The sequence below is a fragment of the Microlunatus elymi genome (genome assembly GCF_007362775.1).
Lineage (GTDB): Bacteria > Actinomycetota > Actinomycetes > Propionibacteriales > Propionibacteriaceae > Microlunatus > Microlunatus elymi.
The window spans coordinates 1,547,085-1,563,239 of the sequence record NZ_CP041692.1 but is presented as its reverse complement, the minus strand read 5'-3'; the positions used below and the strand labels follow the sequence as shown (position 1 = coordinate 1,563,239).

Genomic DNA, 16,155 nt, shown 5'->3' with positions numbered 1-16,155 from the left:
AGAACCGGCGGACACAGCGCCGGAGCCCACCCCTGCCCACACCATCGATCGAAGCCTCAACCACTACAACCATGATCAACAACGAGCCAGACGAAAGATCGAGGCTGATAGCGCCGGTACGCCGCCGCGAAGGCCTCCGTGGACCGTTGGCGTTGTTCGGTCCTGCCGATCAGCTCGACCACGTCGAGTCCGCGCGCGGCGGCCAGCCGAAGTTGATCACCGGTGATGCCGAGGGCCATTCGCGCGGCGGCAGCGGTGGCGGCGTACTGATCCTGCAGCAGCTCGTCGGCCTTCAACGACCACGGCAACAGCTCCGCGTCCAGCAGCAACCAGTCGGCCGCCAGTTCGTCCCAGATCCCGGCCGCCGTGATCGCCTTTCTGATCTTGCTCAGCAGTTCCTCGGTCGGCTCGACGTCGGCCATCGCCCGGCCGGTCCGGGTATGGATCACGCCGGTCCGGTGGGCTTGGGAACCGAACCGGCGGCGGGCCGCATCCTCGTCGGCGCAGACCATGATCACCGCGCGGGAGCCCATGTGCTTCTCCTCGCAGATCACCCGCTCGACACCGGCCTTGGCGTACGTGGTGAACGCGGTGTCGGGATACTCCAGGTGATCTGCGCGTCCGGTCGCCGGCGCCGGCGCCATCGTCGGCGGCAGGTAACTCAGCCACCGCGGATGCAACGCGAACCGACTGATCACCTCCAGCGCGCCGGCTGCTTGCTCCTCGGAGACGGTGATTCGGCCATGTACCTTCGTCTCGATCGCCCGGCGACCCAGCACGTCGGACAGTTCAAGATCATCTCCAGCGCGCTCGGCGCCGTTCGCAGCCGATGGTGAGCCGTCGGCCAGGAACGGCTTGGCCGGCTGGTACCAGACTTTCTCGGTCGGCACCTGGACGGTCTCTGATTCCGGGTAGCGCAGCGCGCTGAGCTTGCCGCCGAACACGCAGCCGGTGTCCAGGCAGAGCGTGTTGTTGATCCAGGTCAGCTCCGGCGTCGGCGTGTGGCCGTAGAGCACCATCGCCTGACCGCGATACTGCTGAGCCCACGGCAGCCGCACCGGCAGACCGTACTCGTCGGTCTCACCGGTGGTGTCGCCGTACAGCGCGAAGGCCCGCACTCTGCCGGAAGCCCTGCCGTGGAAGGATTCCTTGAGGCCGGCATGGGCTACCACGAGCTTGCCGTCGTCCAGCACCAGGTGTGCGATCAGCTCCCGGCACCAGCTCAGTACCTGCTGCCGGAAGTCTTCCGGTTCGGCTGCAAGTTGATCAAGGGTCTGTTGCAGCCCGTGGCTCGCGGTCACCTTCCGGCCGGACAGTGCCCGGATCAGCTTCTCCTCGTGGTTGCCGGTGATCGCCAGCGCGTGCCCGGCCGCGGTCATCCCCATCGCCAGCCGCAGCACGCCGACCGTGTCCGGGCCGCGATCGACGAGGTCGCCGAGGAACAGCGCGCGCCGGCCGTCCGGATGGCTCGCGTCCACGGCGCGTCCATGATCATCGCGTTCGATCCGGTAGTCGAGCTTCTCCAGCAGGAGCAGCAACTCGGACAGGCAGCCGTGCACGTCGCCGATCACGTCGAACGGACCATGATCATCGCGCCGATCGTTGAACAGCCGGGTTCGGACGATCTCGCAGTCGGCGGCCTGCTCCGGGCCGAGCACGTGAACCTTCCGAAAACCCTCCTTGGCCAGCCCCTTCAGCGATCTGCGAAGTTGATCATGCTGTCGCCGCACCACGTGTTCGCCGAAATCGCGATCGGGTCGGCTTCGGTTGCGTTCCATCGCCAACTCCACCGGTGTGTCCAGCACGATCGCGGTCGGCAACACATCATGATCACGCGCCAGCTTGATCAACTGACGACGAGCCTGAACGGTGACGCTGGTGGCGTCGATCACGGTCAACCGGCCGCCGGCCAGCCGTTTGCCGGCGATGTAGCCCAGTACGTCGAACGCGTCGGCGGAGACCGTCTGATCGTGCTCGTCGCCGGACACCAGACCCCGGCAGAAGTCGCTGGAGATCGTCTCGAACGGACCGAAATGATCACGAGCAAACGTCGACTTGCCCGAGCCGGAGACGCCGATCAGTACCACCAGCGACAACTCGGGGATCTCTATCCTGGTGGTCATCGGGAACCACCCGCCGCCGAGTTGCTCGATGCGTGGCGGGTGAAGACGGCAGCCTGCGTCGGCGCCCCGAGCGCGGTGTTCAGGTCTGCCAGGCCGTCGGTGTCGATGCCGTGAAGACTCGCGTCGTAGCCGTACGCCGCGGCGGTTTCGTCGGCCCAGCGGGCGAACTCCGTACGACTCCACTCGAAGCGATGGTCCCGGTGGCGCAGTCCGCCGTCCGCAAGCCCGGCGAATGCCGTGTTGGCGTCGCGGTTCGGCGTGGTGATGATCACCGCCCTCGGCCGGGCCGCACCGAACACGGTGCGTTCCAGGTCGGGAATTCGATCTTGATCGAGATGCTCGATCACCTCCATCAACACGACCGCGTCGAAGCCGGCCAACTCGGGGTCGCGATAGGTCACCGAGGACTGACGCAACCTGATCCGCTCGCGCTGCCGTTCACTCAGCCGCGCCTCGGACAGCCGGCGTTCGGCCCGATCCAACGCGCGCGGCGAGGCGTCGGCACCGAGGATCTCGACGAACTGCGCATCCCGCGCCAACTGCAGCAACAGTGTGCCCTCACCGCAACCAAGATCAACTACTCGGCGAGCACCGGACTTGATCAACAACTCCAGCACGGCCCCTTGTCGTCCTTGTGCCAGCGTTCGCCGTGGTTGCGTTACCGGTCCTTCGACAGGCTCGGGACCCTTGGGGAGGTGACCGACATCGACACCCAGCAGCCGGTCGGTCGCGTCCTGCACGTAGCCGTGCCGGAAGGCGAGGTAGCGGTTCATGATCAACTCCCGCTCCGGATGGTCCGGCAACCAACCGGCGCCGGCTCGGAGCAGTTTGTCGACCTCGTCCGGACCGACCCAGTAGTGCTTGCGGCCACCGAGCACGGGCAGCAGGACGTAGAGATGTCTCATTCTGCCGTCCAACCACGGACTTGTCAGCGCTAGGAAGCGCCAGAGCGACCTCTGAGGCTGACAAGTCGGGTGTGGAGGGCGGTCAGTGCCTCGGTGGTGCCGGAGTCGATCTTGATCGTGGCCAGGTCGTCGCCGCGGGTGGCGCCGCGGTTGATGATGATCACCGGCTTGTCGTGTTTGGCGTCGTGCCGGACGAACCGCAGTCCACTCATCACCGCCAGCGACGATCCGGCCACCAGCAACCCGTCGCCGGCGTCTACCAGCCGGTAGCACTGCTCGACCCGATCCTTGGGCACCGATTCACCGAAGAAGATCACGTCCGGTTTCAGCACTCCGCCGCAGTTCAGACAGGGCGCCACCCGAAATCCGCTCCAGTCCTCCACCACCGCGTCACCGTCCGGCCGCAGCTCGGCATGGGCAAGATCAACTTCGGCGCGGACGTCGGGATTCAAAGCCAGCAAGCGATCCTGGTAGGCGGCCCGCGAACTCAGCCGGCCGCAGTCCAGACAGACGATCCGGGAGATCCGGCCGTGCAGGTCGATCACCGGGTCGCTGCCGGCAGCGTGATGCAGGCCGTCGACATTCTGCGTGATCACGCCGTTCAGGCCGTACGCCGTCAGCTCGGCGAGGGCACGATGACCGGCATTGGGGTGGGCGGCCCGCATCCGCTGCCAGCCCAGGAAACTCCTGGCCCAGTAGCGTTTCCGGTTGGCCTCGGCGCCGACGAATTCGGCGTACATCATCGGCGTCGCGCGCGGCGACCCGGGTCCGCGGTAGTCCGGGATCCCACTGTCGGTGGAGATCCCGGCGCCGGTCAGACAGGTCCAACGCCGCCCGTCCAGCAACCGGGCCACGGCGTCGAGTTGATCACCGAGCGGACGGGCCAGGACTTCCGGAGCGCTCGGCTGCCAGTCCGATCCGAACCGCAGATTGGTGGGCCTGGGGACCACCATGATCACGGATTCCGCAGAAGTTGATCATGACCGTGCAGCCGCCGGGCCGCCTCGGACAGCGAACCGGAGATGGACGGGTAGACGGTGAAGTCCTGTGCCAGTTGATCAACGGTGATCCGCTGGGCCACCGCGACCGCCAGTGGGAAGATCAACTCGCTGGCCCTCGGGGCCACAACCACGCCGCCGACCACGATCCCGGTCACCGGCAGGCAGAAGATCTTGACGAAGCCGTCCCGGACGCCCTGCATCTTGGCCCTCGGGTTGCCCTTCAGCGCCAGCTTCACCGACACCGCGCCGAACTCGCCGGCGTCGACCTGCTGCTGGCTGACCCCGACGGTGGCGATCTCGGGGGCGGTGAACACGTTCGACGACACCGACGCAAGATCCAGCGGACCGACCGCATCACCGAGCGAATGCCACATCGCGATCCGGCCCTGCATGGCTGCCACCGAGGCCAGCATCAGCACTCCGGTGCAGTCCCCGGCCGCGTACACCCACCGCGCGGTGGTGCGGGACACCTTGTCCACCCGGATGTTGCCGCGGTCGTCGGTCTCCACCCCGGCGGTCTCCAGGCCCAGCCCGTCGGTGTTGGGAATCGAGCCGACCGCCAGCAGGCAGTGCGATCCGGTCACCTCCCGACCGTCGGTGAGGGTGACGGTGACCCGATCACCGTCGCGGCGCACCGCGGCCGCGCGGGACTTGCCCATCACGGTCAGGCCGCGGCGGCTGAACACGTCCTCCAGCACTCGGGCGGCGTCGGCGTCCTCGCCGGGCAGCACCCGGTCCCGGGACGAGACCAGCACCACCTCGGCGCCGAGAGCGTCGTAGGCGCTGGCGAATTCGGCGCCGGTCACGCCGGAGCCGACCACGATCAGCCGCTCGGGAAGCTCAGTCAGCCCGTACAGCTGAGTCCAGGTGAGGATCCGTTCACCATCGGGTACGGCGTCGGGCAGCACTCGCGGATGCGCGCCGGTGGCCAGCAACGCCACGTCGGCGTCCAGCACGATCTCGCCGTAGGCGGTCGCGGCGATCACCCGCTGCGGACCGTCCAGCCGGCCGGTGCCGGCGATGATCTCGACGCCCTCGCGGCGCAGCCGTTCGTCGATGTCGGCGGACTGCCGCCGGGCCAGACCGAGCACCCGCTGGTTGACCGCGGCCAGGTCAACCCGGACGGCAGCGGTGCTGGACGGATCTCCGGCGGGGCCGAACCGCAGCCCGAGCTCGCCGGAGTCGTTGATCTCGCTCATCAACTCGGCGGTGGCGATCAACGTCTTGGAGGGTACGCAGTCGGTGAGCACGCTGGCGCCGCCGAGTCCGTCGCGCTCGATCAGGGTGACCCGGCCGCCGAGTTGCGCCGCGACCAGTGCGGCCTCGTACCCGCCCGGACCGCCTCCGATGATCACCACGTGCGTCACAGAACGGGATTGTTCCACGGCCCGCCTCGCGCGGCTAACGCCGCGTCCGCAGCCAATCGATGATCGGATCCCACTCGGCGCCCGGCTTCCAGTCCACCCGCAGCAACTGATCCCCCTCGGGCAGTTCGTCCCGGATCAGGTCCTCGTCGGCCACGGTCTGTGAGGTCAGGAAACGCTCGATCATGCTCAGCGTCGGCGCGCTGCGGGCACCGCCGAGAGACTGCACCGACAACGCCGCACACAGATTGGCGAATCGGAGTCGCTGCGCCAGCGGCCAGCCGACGTCGAAGCTGGTCATCAGCGCGGCCACAAAGACGTCGCCGGCTCCGGTCGGATCGGCGGCCCGCATCGGCACCGCCTCGATCCGGTCCAGTTCACCGGTACCGCGCTGGTAGGCGATCGCGCCGTCCCGGCCGCAGGTCACGACGACCAGCCCGACGTAGCGGCCGAGCGCCACCGCGGCCTCGGCGGCGGTGGCGGTTCGGGTGTAGTTCATCGCCTCGACGTCGTTGGGTACGAACACGTCGACCTGGTCCAAGCGTTCCAGGATGCCTTCGCTCCAGAGCCCGGAGTCGTCCCAGCCGACGCCGCCGTAGATCAACGTCCCGGACTCGCGCAGCCGCCGCACCCAGGGGCGCAGGTTGCCGTCCACGCTGACGTGTGCGGCGCTGACTGCGGGTGCATCGACCGGCCAGTCCAGGTTGCACTCGTCCTCGGCGTAGGTGACGAAGCGGCGGTCCCGTGGACCGGTCATGGCCGCCGTCACCGGGGTCTGGTAGCCGTGTCGCTCGGCGATCCAGCCGACGTCGAGACACTCCTCCTCGGCCAGCGAGCGGCGGATCGTCTCACCCAGCAGGTCGTCGCCGAGCTCGGACAACAACGCCGTACGACGACCGAGCCGGGCCGCCGCGACCGCGGTGTTCGCCGCGCCACCGGGCGAGATGGCAAACCCGTCGGCGTACACCTCGGTGCCTGCCTCGGGATTACTCACGCCGGCGAACACCAGGTCGCAGAAGATCGCGCCGGAGAACAGCAGGTCGATCGGCTCGTCCGCCACACTTCCTCCCGTCGGGTCCGCTCGCTGCGCCCAATCTTTCACAGCGGACGGCTCCCCGCCGACGAACCGCGCCGAACCGGCTTCACGGCCGGTTCCCGGCCGCCGCCCAATCTGCCTCTGCCGATCTTGGGGGTCGCCAGCGGCCGGGTGCGATCGTTAGGCTCGTCAGCGGAGTACCGAACGACGAGGTAGCTACCCCGCCGCGGCACCCGAGGTCTCGTCGATGATCAAGACCCGAGGGAGGCAGCGTGACAGCAACAGCGCAAGAACCCGTGATCAGCCTGGTCCCCGCCCGGATGGATCGACTGCCGTGGACCAAGTTCCACTGGTCGGTCGTCGTCGGACTCGGCGTCTCCTGGATCCTGGACGGCCTGGAGATCCAGCTGGTCTCGGCCGGCGGTTTCGCCCAGGAATTCAAGATGAACGCCACCCAGGTGGGCTTCACCGCGACTGTCTACCTGGTCGGGCAGATCGTCGGCGCGTTGGTGTTCGGGCGGATGACCGACAGCATCGGCCGGAAGAAGCTGTTTATCCTCACCCTGGCGATCTACCTGGCCGGCAGCGGCCTGGCCGGCCTGTCGCTGGACATGTGGATGTTGTGGGTGTTCCGCTTCATTGCCGGCCTGGGCATAGGCGGCGAGTACACCGCAATCAACTCCGCGATCGACGAGCTGATCCCGTCCCGCTATCGCGGCCGGGTCGACATCGCGGTCAACGGCACCTACTGGGCCGGTGCCGCCCTCGGTGCGGTCGCCACCATCGTCACCCAGAACCTGTTCTCGCCCAACTGGGCTTGGCGCATCGGCTTCTTCGTCGGCCCGGTGCTGGGCTTGATCATCATCTATCTGCGACGTCACATCCCGGAGAGTCCGCGCTGGTTACTGACCCACGGTCACGCCGAGGAGGCGAACCGGACCGTGGACGAGATCGAGGAACAGGTCCGATCCGAGGGTGTGGATCTGGAGCCGGTACCGGAGTCCAAGGCGATCGCGGTAGTCGACTATCCGCGGGTCGCGCTGAGGGAGCTGGTCCGGATCTTCTTCGTCAAGTACCCGCGAAGAACGATTCTCGGCCTGACCATGATGATCACGCAATCCTTTCTCTACAACGCGATCTTCTTCTCCCAGGGCAACGTGTTGAAGGGCTTCTACGGGATCAGCGAGGCGAACGTCGGCTACTTCTTCTTCCCGTTCGCGATCGGCAATCTGCTCGGCCCACTGTTGCTGGGGCACTTCTTCGACACCGTCGGCAGACGGAAGATGATCTTCGGCACCTATCTGATCTCGGGTCTGGTGCTGGCGCTGTCGGCCGTGCTGTTCCAGCTGGATCTGCTCACCGCGACCACCCAGACGATCTTCTGGTGCGTGTCGTTCTTCTTCGCCTCCGCCGGCGCTTCGTCGGCCTACCTGACGGTGAGCGAGATCTTCCCGCTGGAGGTCCGCGGTCAGGCCATCTCGTACTTCTTCTGCATCGGCCAGGCTGCCGGGGCGATGGCGCCGGTGATCTACGGCGCGTTGATGGGTGACTTCTCCAGCCGTACGCCGTTGATGATCGGCTACTTCATCGGCGCCGCGCTGATGATCATCGGCGGACTGGTCGCACTGCTTCTCGGCGTCAACGCCGAGGGTCAGTCGTTGGAGGACGTCGCCGATCCGCTGTCCAAAGTTGATCTTCCTGCGGCGGGCGAGCGGCGATGACGATCGAGTCGGAAGTTGATCAGGATCGGCCGCTGATCGTGGTCGGGGTGAGCAACACCAGCCACTCGCCGGCTGCGTTGCGCTGGGGTGCGGATGCTGCCGTACGCTGGCAGGCCAGCCTGCTTGCCGTCCGGGCCTGGCGTCCGTCACACCCGCCGTCTGCTGCGGCCGGGCGACCGCCGGTCGTCAGCCGGGACGTAGCGGGTGAACGGGAATACGCCGAGTCCGCGTTGGCGGACGACGTCCGGCAGGCGCTGGGTGATGATCATGAGGCGTTCTGCGAGGTCCGCGACGGTACGCCGCTGTCGGTGCTGACCGCGCTCAGCACGATCGCCGCGCTGCTGGTGATCGACGCCCCGCGGCGTACCGATTTCAGCACCCCGATGCTGGCGCATCGCCTGGTCTACAACGCCGCCTGCCCGGTGGTGGTGATGCCGCCGAGGATCTCCCAGCAGCCGGACAGCCCGCTGATCAGTGCCGGCAAGTGGCTGGCGCGCGGGATCATGGACTCGGCCGCGAGTGCCGGTCGGCCGGGGATCAGACCCCCGGCGCATCGCGAGGAGACCGAAGGTCGCGGATCCGAGCAGTGACGCCCGGTCAGACCGCCAGCTTCGGCCGATCCACCAACGGCTCGGCGGGCGGCCGGTAGACCTGCCAGGCCTCCGCCAATCGCGCCACCGCATCGGTCAGCAGGTCGGTGGACAGTTGGAAGTGCAGACGCAGGTGCTGGGTGCCGCCGCCGGATGCGTCCAGGCCGCTGCCGGCCAGCACGGCGACGCCGTGCCGCATTGCCTCCTGGGCGAAGGAATCCCCGTCTCCGTAGGGAATCCGTACCCACAGACTCTGCCCGCCGGCCGCCCGCGTGAACCTCCAGGCGGGTAGCCGCCGGGACAGCTGCTCGCACAGATGATCATGTTTGGCCGACAGTTGCCGACCGATCTCGTCGCGATGCCGAGCAAGATCATCGATCAGCTCGGCTGCGGCCAGCTGGGTCAGCGGTGAGCCACCGATGTCGTGCACGGCCCGGACCCGGACCAGGCGATTGATCAAGGTCCGTGACGCTCTGATCCAGCCGACCCGCAGACCGCCCCAGATGATCTTGGACAACGATCCCAGGGTGATCACCCGGTCGGCGTGCAACGCCAACGGACGCGGCACCTCGACGCCCGGAAAGACCAACTCCGACAGGGATCGATCGTCGATCAGCCAGGTCCCACTGCGATCCGCCGACCGGGCCAGCCGCTCACCGGGAAGCGACCCCAGCACGGATCCGGTCGGGTTGTGGAAGATCGACACCACGTAGCCCAACGCGGCCGAGTGCCGTTCGGCGGACTTGTCGAAGTGCGGCAGCCCGAGCGGCAACGGCACCAACTCCGCACCGCCGGCCCGGAACACCTCCAGCGCTCCCGGGTAGGTGGGTGCTTCCACCAGCACCCGATCCCCCGGCGTGATCAACAATCGGGTGATCAGGCTGATCGCCTGCTGCGATCCGTTGGTGATCAGGATCTCCTCCGGCGCGGTCGGCAGACCGGCCCGCCGGTAGTGGTCGGCGACGGCCTCGCGCAGCAGCGGGTGGCCGGCCGGGAAGTAGCCGAAGTCGACGGCGTCCGGGTCCGTGCCTTGCAGCCGATCGAGGACGGTGCGCTGCGCGTCCAGCAGGGCCTGCGGCGGCCTGGTCGGTGCGGCACAGGCCAACGGAATGGCTCCGGCGGTCGGCTCGATCTGCTGCAGGAAGATCGGCGCGCTGGTCTCGGCGTCGGGAATGATCAGCGGCCGATCGGGCGGGCGCTCCCCGGCGACCTGGGTGCCGCTGCCCTGGCGGCGGACGATCCGGCCGTCGGCGCGCAACATCTCGTACGCGGCGACGACGGTGCTCCGGCCGACGGCCAGCGCGGCAGCCAACGCCCGGTCGGTCGGCAGCGGTTCGCCCGGCCCGAGTTCACCGTCGTCGATCATCGCCCGCAGCCGTTGTGCGAGGAGCGCAGAGAGACGGCCGCGGCCTGACGACCATCGGCCCATCCGATCAACAATCTCAATTGGTTCCATTTGCAGACCAATCCTAGGAGATTGGCTTAGGATTTGCATCAGTCGGACGAGAGCGTGGATGTCATGTCCGCCTTTGATGTTGTCAGCTGGATGATCTTGATCGCCCTGGTCATGGGCGTCGTACTGCTGCTCGGCCGGACGCACCGGCGAAGCACCGAGCTCGACTGGGCCCCCGCCGAATCCGACGACGATGCCGACCTGCGACGCGTACGAGAAGACGTTCGCACGGTGGCCTCGTCCTCCGGTCTGCGGGCGGTTCGCCGCGTCATCGGCGAGATCGTCGAGGCCTCGTCCTTCGACCGCGCTCGGGCCGAGCTGCTGGAGGCGCCGGACCCGAAGCTCGATCGTCACCACGGGCCGGACCAGTCCCGGGCTGCGTGAAGCTCGGCGAATATCGGCTCCCGCGCACCCACGGCGCTGCCGCGCAAGTACCAACCTGCGCGGGAGAACCGACGATGCGCGGGAAGCGGCGCCAGGACGGCATTAGGGTGCCGGTGTGGTTGATGCGCTGATCGAGGATCCGCAACCGACGGCCGAACGGGCCGCCGAGGTTGCTCGCGGACGGCTGAATTTTGCCGGTCACGGTGTCGAACGAACAGACCTGGCCCTGGTGCTGGGCTCCGGTTGGGCTGCGGCCGCGGACGGCGTCGGCGAGGTGCTGGCCAGTTGCGACCTGGCCGAGCTGCCGGGCTTTCGCAGACCGGTGGTGGCCGGGCACGGCGGCGCGCTGCGGTTGGTGCGTACGCCGAACGGCAAGTCTGCGTTGATCTTCACCGGCCGGACCCACTTCTACGAGGGACACGGCGTCGAGGCGGTCGTGCACGGCGTACGAACGGCGGCGGCGCTGGGTGCCACCGCTGTGCTGCTGACCAACGCCTGCGGAGGTTTGAATCCGGCCTGGTCGCCCGGGACACCCGTGCTGATCACCGATCACATCAATTTGACCGGGCAGAGTCCGCTGCGGGGTGCGACCTTCATCGACCTGACCGAGGTCTACTCGCGCCGGCTTCGTGATCTTGCTCATCAGGTCGCCCCCGAGTTGCCGGAGGGGGTCTACGTGCAGTTCCGCGGCCCGCAGTACGAGACTCCGGCCGAGGTGCGGATGGCCGGCATCCTCGGCGGCGATCTGGTCGGCATGTCCACCACGCTGGAGGCGATCGCGGCCCGCGAGGCCGGGATGGAGGTGCTCGGTCTGTCGCTGGTCACCAATCCGGCGGCCGGCATCGCACCGGAACCGTTGAACCATGCCGAGGTCGTCCAGGCAGGCCGGGACGCGACCGATCGGCTCCGTGAGTTGCTGCGTGGATTGGCAGGGCTGCTGTGAGCTCGGATCTGGAGGACGTGATCACGTCCTGGCGTGCTCAGGATTCCGACCCCGGCACGGTCGCTGAACTCGATCGGTTGGTGAACGCCGCCGAGGACGCAGACACCGAAGCCGTACGAGAGTTGGAGGACGCGTTCGGTGCCCGGCTGACCTTCGGCACCGCCGGGCTACGCGGCGCGCTCGGCCCCGGACCGAATCGAATGAACCGGGTCACCGTCGGCCAGGCAGCCGCTGGATTGGCCCGCTACCTCCAAGATCAACAACTGGGCGGCGGCCGGGTGATCATCGGCTTCGACGCCCGGCACAAGTCACAGTTGTTTGCCACCGACACCGCGGAGATCATGGCCGCGGCCGGTTTCGACGCCTTGATCACCGCCGCACCGACGCCGACGCCAGTGGTCGCCTTCGGCATCCGGCACTTCGAGTGTGTGGCCGGCGTCGTGGTGACGGCGTCGCACAATCCGCCGCAGGACAACGGCTACAAGGTCTATCTGGGCGACGGATCGCAGATCGTGCCGCCCGCCGATGCCGACATCGCCGCGCAGATCGACTTGGTGTCCGCGCAGCCACTGGATCGGGTGCCACGGTCGCAGGATTACCGCGTCGTCGGCGACAAGTTGATCAACGCGTACCTCGACCGGGCGACCTCCCTGATCGCGGACGGCACCCCGCGGTCACTGTCCTGGGTCTACACCCCGATGCACGGCGTCGGCGGCCGGATCGTCGCCGAGGCGGTCAGCCGACTCGGCTTCGACGAACCGGAGGTGGTGAAGGAACAGGCCGACCCGGACCCGGACTTCCCCACGGTGCCCTTCCCCAACCCCGAGGAGCCCGGCGCCCTCGATCTCGCCATCGCCAGGGCGACGGAGGCCGAGGCCGACCTGGTGATCGCCAACGATCCCGACGCCGACCGCTGCGCCGTGGCGGTGTCGGACCCCTCGGCCGGTAATCACGGCTGGCGGATGTTGCGCGGCGACGAACTGGGGGTGTTGCTGGCCGATGACGCCTTGCGCCGTGGGGTTTCCGGCCGCTATGCCTGCTCGATCGTGTCCAGTTCACTGCTGCAGACGATGGCCGCCGACCATGATCAACCGTTCCAGTACACGCTGACCGGCTTCAAGTGGATCGGCCGAGTGCCGGAGCTCGCGTTCGGTTACGAGGAAGCGATCGGCTACTGCTGCGATTCCGCCGCCGTACCCGACAAGGACGGCATCACCGCCCTGCTGCGGGTGCTGGCGATCGCCACCGAACTGAAGGCCGACGGGCAGACCGTCGTCGGCCGACTGAACGAGATCAGCGCTCGCTACGGCGTCCACGCCACCGATCAGCTGTCGGTCCGGGTCGAGGACATGACGATCATCGCCGATGCGATGACCCGGCTGCGCGATCATCCGCCGACCGAGCTGGCCGACCAGCCGGTCACCGTCCAGGACCTGGCAGCAGGAGTTGATCTTGGTCCGGCCGGGGTGCTGCCGCCGACCGACGGCGTGTTGATCACCGGCGAATCGATCAAGGTCGTCGCCCGCCCCTCCGGCACCGAACCGAAGCTGAAGTGCTACCTCGAGGCCCGGGTGCCGACCGAGGATCGCAGCGTCGACGACGCGCAGACGACAGCCGCCGGCGTCCTGCGTCAGCTGCGAAAAGAGATGGCAGCCGCCCTCGGCCTCAACTGAGGCTGCGCTACGACCACAGAAAGCTGATCGGCGCTGCAACGATGCGATCGCCGAGCTCATATCCGTCCGGCCCGGTGTGCAGGACCAGACCGGAGGCGAATTGATCCCCCAACTGGTCACGCAACCAGGCGAGATGCCGGGCATCTTGCGGCGTCACGCTCGCGGCAGCCTTGATCTCTATCGCCACGATTCCCCGGCGACCAAGATCGAGGATCAGGTCGATCTCGTGCCGGCCGCCCTGATCACGCAGGTGATACAAGCGTCGCGCTATCGATCCGACGGCCAGCGCCGGCCGAATTTGGGCAGCCACGAAAGCATCGGTGATCCGGCCGTACAGGCCGCCATCTGCCAGCAGGTCGTCGGCATCCACCTCGAGCGCCGCTGCCGTCAGACCGGTGTCCGTCAGGTAGACCTTGCCCTGTTTGACGATTCGGCTCAGCCTGTTTCTCGACCAGGTCGGAGCGACTTCGAGGATGCCCATCTCGGTCAAGATCACGTCATAGCGGGCGGCCGTCTTCGCGTTGATCCGAGCAGCCTGAAGCAAGGTCGACGTAGTCGGCGTCCCTGCGGTCGACTCCGCCAGGGTCACCAGATAGCGACGAAGCCGGTCCGGTTCTGCAATGGTGCCGGTCTCGGGAACGTCCCTGTCGATGAACTGGTCGAGGTAATCGGCATACCAACGAAGTGGGCTTCGGCCTCGCAGGACGACGGCAGGCATACCGCCGCGCACTGCGAGGTCCAGGTAGTCGGGCAACTTCGATCTCGAACGGCCGAGAGAGTCGCTGGGATGGAGCAAGCGTGCCATGACGTCGTTCGACCCGTCCGGGTCGCGCTGTTCGGACTGGGTGAGACCTTCCATCCGCACTCGGGCGATCCGACCGGTCCCCGGCCAGAGACTGGGCCCACGGTTGGCCCGCATGCTTCCGGTCAGCAGATATTGGCCCGGGCCCGCGCCTGCGTCCACGGCTCGTCGCACGGCCGCGAGCACCTCCGGCACTTGTTGCCACTCGTCGAGCAGAACTGGGCCCGCTACCCGACCGATTGCGGCATCCGGATCGCTTCGAAATGCCTCAGCTTCGCCGGGCACGTCGAGCCGTACGACACTGGCTACCCTGCGCGATGCGGTGGTCGTCTTGCCGCATCCGCGAGGTCCCGTGATCAAGATCGCGGGATCGCTTGCCAAGCGCTCGTCCAGGACGTCATCGACGATGCGTCGCCGATAGTCGATGGCGTCAGACAAGCCCATATCGGAGAGACTACCAATTTCACACACCATCGAGTACCAAAATTATGCAGGTCCGAGTACCAGAACCATGCACCTGACCGTCGCCCCCGAGCGGCCCAAGTGCTTCGTCCGACCGCTCAGCCGAGCTGCAGGTCGGAGATCTTGTCCGGGCCGATGCCGGCGACGTGGTCGCCGATGGCGACCGTGTAGAGGCCGGCGTCGGGGTGGACCGTCGCCTGTTGTTTGCCGGTGGCGAGGTCGAGCACGGTCCAGTGGAAGTCGCCGACCAGCACCCGATCGCCGAGCAGGATCGGCAGGTCGGTGTGGGTGGCGGCGGGATTCAGCCATGCTGCTCGGTCCTGCTTCGGATCGAGCAGCATGGCGCCGCCCTCACCGACCAGGAAGGTGTAGCGGCCGACGGTGTACGCGCTCGGCATCGTCTTCATCCCGAATGCCGATCCCGCGCCGGGGCCGCCGTACGCGCCGCCGACCGTGCCGGTCTTCAGGTCGACCGAGACCGGAGCGCCGGAGTCGTTCAGGAAGATCGGCCGGTTGCGGTCGACCCCGATGCCGTTGTCGTAGGGGAAGGCGAGCCGCGGACCGAGAATTCGGTGTAACAACTTGCCGTTGTAGCTGTACGAGGCCGCGCCGGCCGGTTCGTTGCACCACAATCGCTGCCCGTCGTCGACCAGCCGCGAGCAGTGCGGCATCATGATCAACTTCCCGCTGGCGGCGTTGAAGAACGCGGTCCGCTGCCCGGCCCAGACGGCGACGAGCCCGTGCCCTACGTCGCGGAACCGCGGCCGGTCGAGCGCCAGACCCTGCCGTTCGGGTTCCGGCCGTTTGATGATCCTGTTCTCGCTGAACATCTCGGCTTGGCCCGGCTGCCGGAGCAGATCGCGACTCCATCGTGGAGTCAGGTCCTTGACGTCGAAGGCGCGCACCACGGCGTGCGGCGCCGGCTGACGCTGTTCCAGCACGATGAACTGGTTCCCGCTGCGATGAACTGCCGTCAGCCAGCCGTTGATGTCGGCGGTCTTCCGGTCGCTGCCGTCAGCGGGATCGATTCGATGCAGCCGCCAGCGGGTGCCGAGCCCGGTCTGCGGATCGCGCGAGAGCACCGAGGCGCAGACGATGCCCGAGGCGGGCGCCTCGGCGTCACACAGCACCCCGTCCAGCCGACGATGCCAGATCTCCTTCCCGGTCTGGGGATTCAGCGCATGCACCATGGTGTCGGTGGCGTTCTCCCGACCGGTGATCGTCAGCCAGACATCGGCGGTGGCCGCGACGTAGGAGCCGCTGAAGTCACCGTCAACCGAGGAGATGAACCGGGGCTCGGTCAGGTCGGATCGCAGCTGCGCGGGCTCGACCTTCCAGTTGATCTTGGTCGGCAGCTCCTTGAATCCGGTGGCCGACGGTCTCGGCCGGTCGACCTCGCCGGAGCGGTTCAGGTTCGAGATCACTCCGGCGATTGTGATGGCCGCCAGCACCAGCAGGACCACGATTCCGATCCGGCCTCCGATCCGCGTACGGCCGGGCGAGCGCATGCCACGGCCACCTCGTACCGGGCGGAAGTTCGGCCGGTACCGCTCCGGGACGGAGGTCGGATCGCCCGACTGCGGCGCGTTCGGGATCCCGGATCCGGCGGGGTTCTCGGCGTGTTCACCCGGAGCGAGCCACCGGTCCGGTCGTTCTGCCGGGCCGTCACCGAATTCCTGGGGTTGCTGTTCAGCCACG

Annotated in this window: 13 protein-coding genes; 5 read left to right on the top strand and 8 right to left on the bottom strand. The window is 67.6% G+C overall.

From position 1 onward, the window contains the following. Window positions 1–56: 56 nt before the first annotated feature. Genes FOE78_RS06980 through FOE78_RS06960 form a run of 5 tightly spaced genes read right to left on the bottom strand, consistent with a single transcriptional unit; the run spans window position 57 to window position 6,453 of the window. On the bottom strand, window positions 57–2,123 hold the full coding sequence (locus FOE78_RS06980) for a polynucleotide kinase-phosphatase (RefSeq protein WP_143985651.1): 2,067 nt from the start codon (window positions 2,121–2,123) through the stop codon (window positions 57–59). Continuing rightward, window positions 2,120–3,028: a 3' terminal RNA ribose 2'-O-methyltransferase Hen1 gene (locus FOE78_RS06975; RefSeq protein WP_143985650.1), complete on the bottom strand. Its 909-nt coding sequence runs from the start codon at window positions 3,026–3,028 to the stop codon at window positions 2,120–2,122. The genes FOE78_RS06980 and FOE78_RS06975 overlap by 4 nt, the downstream gene beginning before the upstream one ends. A 29-nt stretch (window positions 3,029–3,057) precedes the next feature. Next, on the bottom strand, window positions 3,058–3,981 hold the full coding sequence (locus tag FOE78_RS06970) for an NAD-dependent protein deacetylase (RefSeq protein WP_143985649.1): 924 nt from the start codon (window positions 3,979–3,981) through the stop codon (window positions 3,058–3,060). Between the two features lie 2 nt (window positions 3,982–3,983). Continuing rightward, window positions 3,984–5,396 (bottom strand): NAD(P)H-quinone dehydrogenase, encoded by a 1,413-nt coding sequence (locus FOE78_RS06965; RefSeq protein ID WP_143985648.1) that lies wholly within the window; start codon window positions 5,394–5,396, stop codon window positions 3,984–3,986. Window positions 5,397–5,430: 34 nt separating this feature from the next. Then, a complete protein-coding gene (locus FOE78_RS06960; RefSeq protein WP_168207413.1) occupies window positions 5,431–6,453 on the bottom strand; it encodes a carbohydrate kinase family protein in 1,023 nt (340 codons plus the stop codon). 296 nt (window positions 6,454–6,749) lie between these two features. Here FOE78_RS06960 and FOE78_RS06955 point away from each other — a divergent pair, with 296 nt between their 5' ends. Both FOE78_RS06955 and FOE78_RS06950 read left to right on the top strand, forming a co-directional pair. Then, a complete protein-coding gene (locus FOE78_RS06955) occupies window positions 6,750–8,150 on the top strand; it encodes an MFS transporter (RefSeq protein ID WP_143988641.1) in 1,401 nt (466 codons plus the stop codon). Then, entirely contained in the window at window positions 8,147–8,740 is a 594-nt protein-coding gene (locus FOE78_RS06950) for a universal stress protein (protein WP_143985646.1), read from the top strand. The genes FOE78_RS06955 and FOE78_RS06950 overlap by 4 nt, the downstream gene beginning before the upstream one ends. Window positions 8,741–8,747: 7 nt before the next feature. Here FOE78_RS06950 and FOE78_RS06945 read toward each other — a convergent pair whose 3' ends face one another. After that, window positions 8,748–10,106 (bottom strand): aminotransferase-like domain-containing protein, encoded by a 1,359-nt coding sequence (locus tag FOE78_RS06945; RefSeq protein ID WP_210414859.1) that lies wholly within the window; start codon window positions 10,104–10,106, stop codon window positions 8,748–8,750. Window positions 10,107–10,259: 153 nt separating this feature from the next. Between FOE78_RS06945 and FOE78_RS06940 the strand changes: the two genes are divergently transcribed. The 3 genes from FOE78_RS06940 (at window position 10,260) to FOE78_RS06930 (ending at window position 13,193) form a co-directional block, all read left to right on the top strand. Further along, complete coding sequence (locus FOE78_RS06940; RefSeq protein WP_143985644.1) at window positions 10,260–10,577, top strand: hypothetical protein; 318 nt, start codon at window positions 10,260–10,262, stop codon at window positions 10,575–10,577. A 115-nt stretch (window positions 10,578–10,692) separates the two neighbouring features. Further along, entirely contained in the window at window positions 10,693–11,520 is an 828-nt protein-coding gene (locus FOE78_RS06935; protein ID WP_210414858.1) for a purine-nucleoside phosphorylase, read from the top strand. Further along, entirely contained in the window at window positions 11,517–13,193 is a 1,677-nt protein-coding gene (locus FOE78_RS06930; RefSeq protein ID WP_143985643.1) for a phospho-sugar mutase, read from the top strand. Before FOE78_RS06935 ends, FOE78_RS06930 begins: the two co-directional genes overlap by 4 nt. A gap of 7 nt (window positions 13,194–13,200) precedes the next feature. On the opposite strand, the gene FOE78_RS06925 is transcribed toward FOE78_RS06930, so the two are convergent. Both FOE78_RS06925 and FOE78_RS06920 read right to left on the bottom strand, forming a co-directional pair. Further along, window positions 13,201–14,433, bottom strand: coding sequence for an ATP-binding protein (locus FOE78_RS06925; protein WP_210414857.1), 1,233 nt, complete (start codon window positions 14,431–14,433; stop codon window positions 13,201–13,203). A gap of 122 nt (window positions 14,434–14,555) precedes the next feature. Next, window positions 14,556–16,154, bottom strand: coding sequence for an outer membrane protein assembly factor BamB family protein (locus FOE78_RS06920; protein WP_143985641.1), 1,599 nt, complete (start codon window positions 16,152–16,154; stop codon window positions 14,556–14,558). Window position 16,155 lies beyond the last annotated feature (1 nt).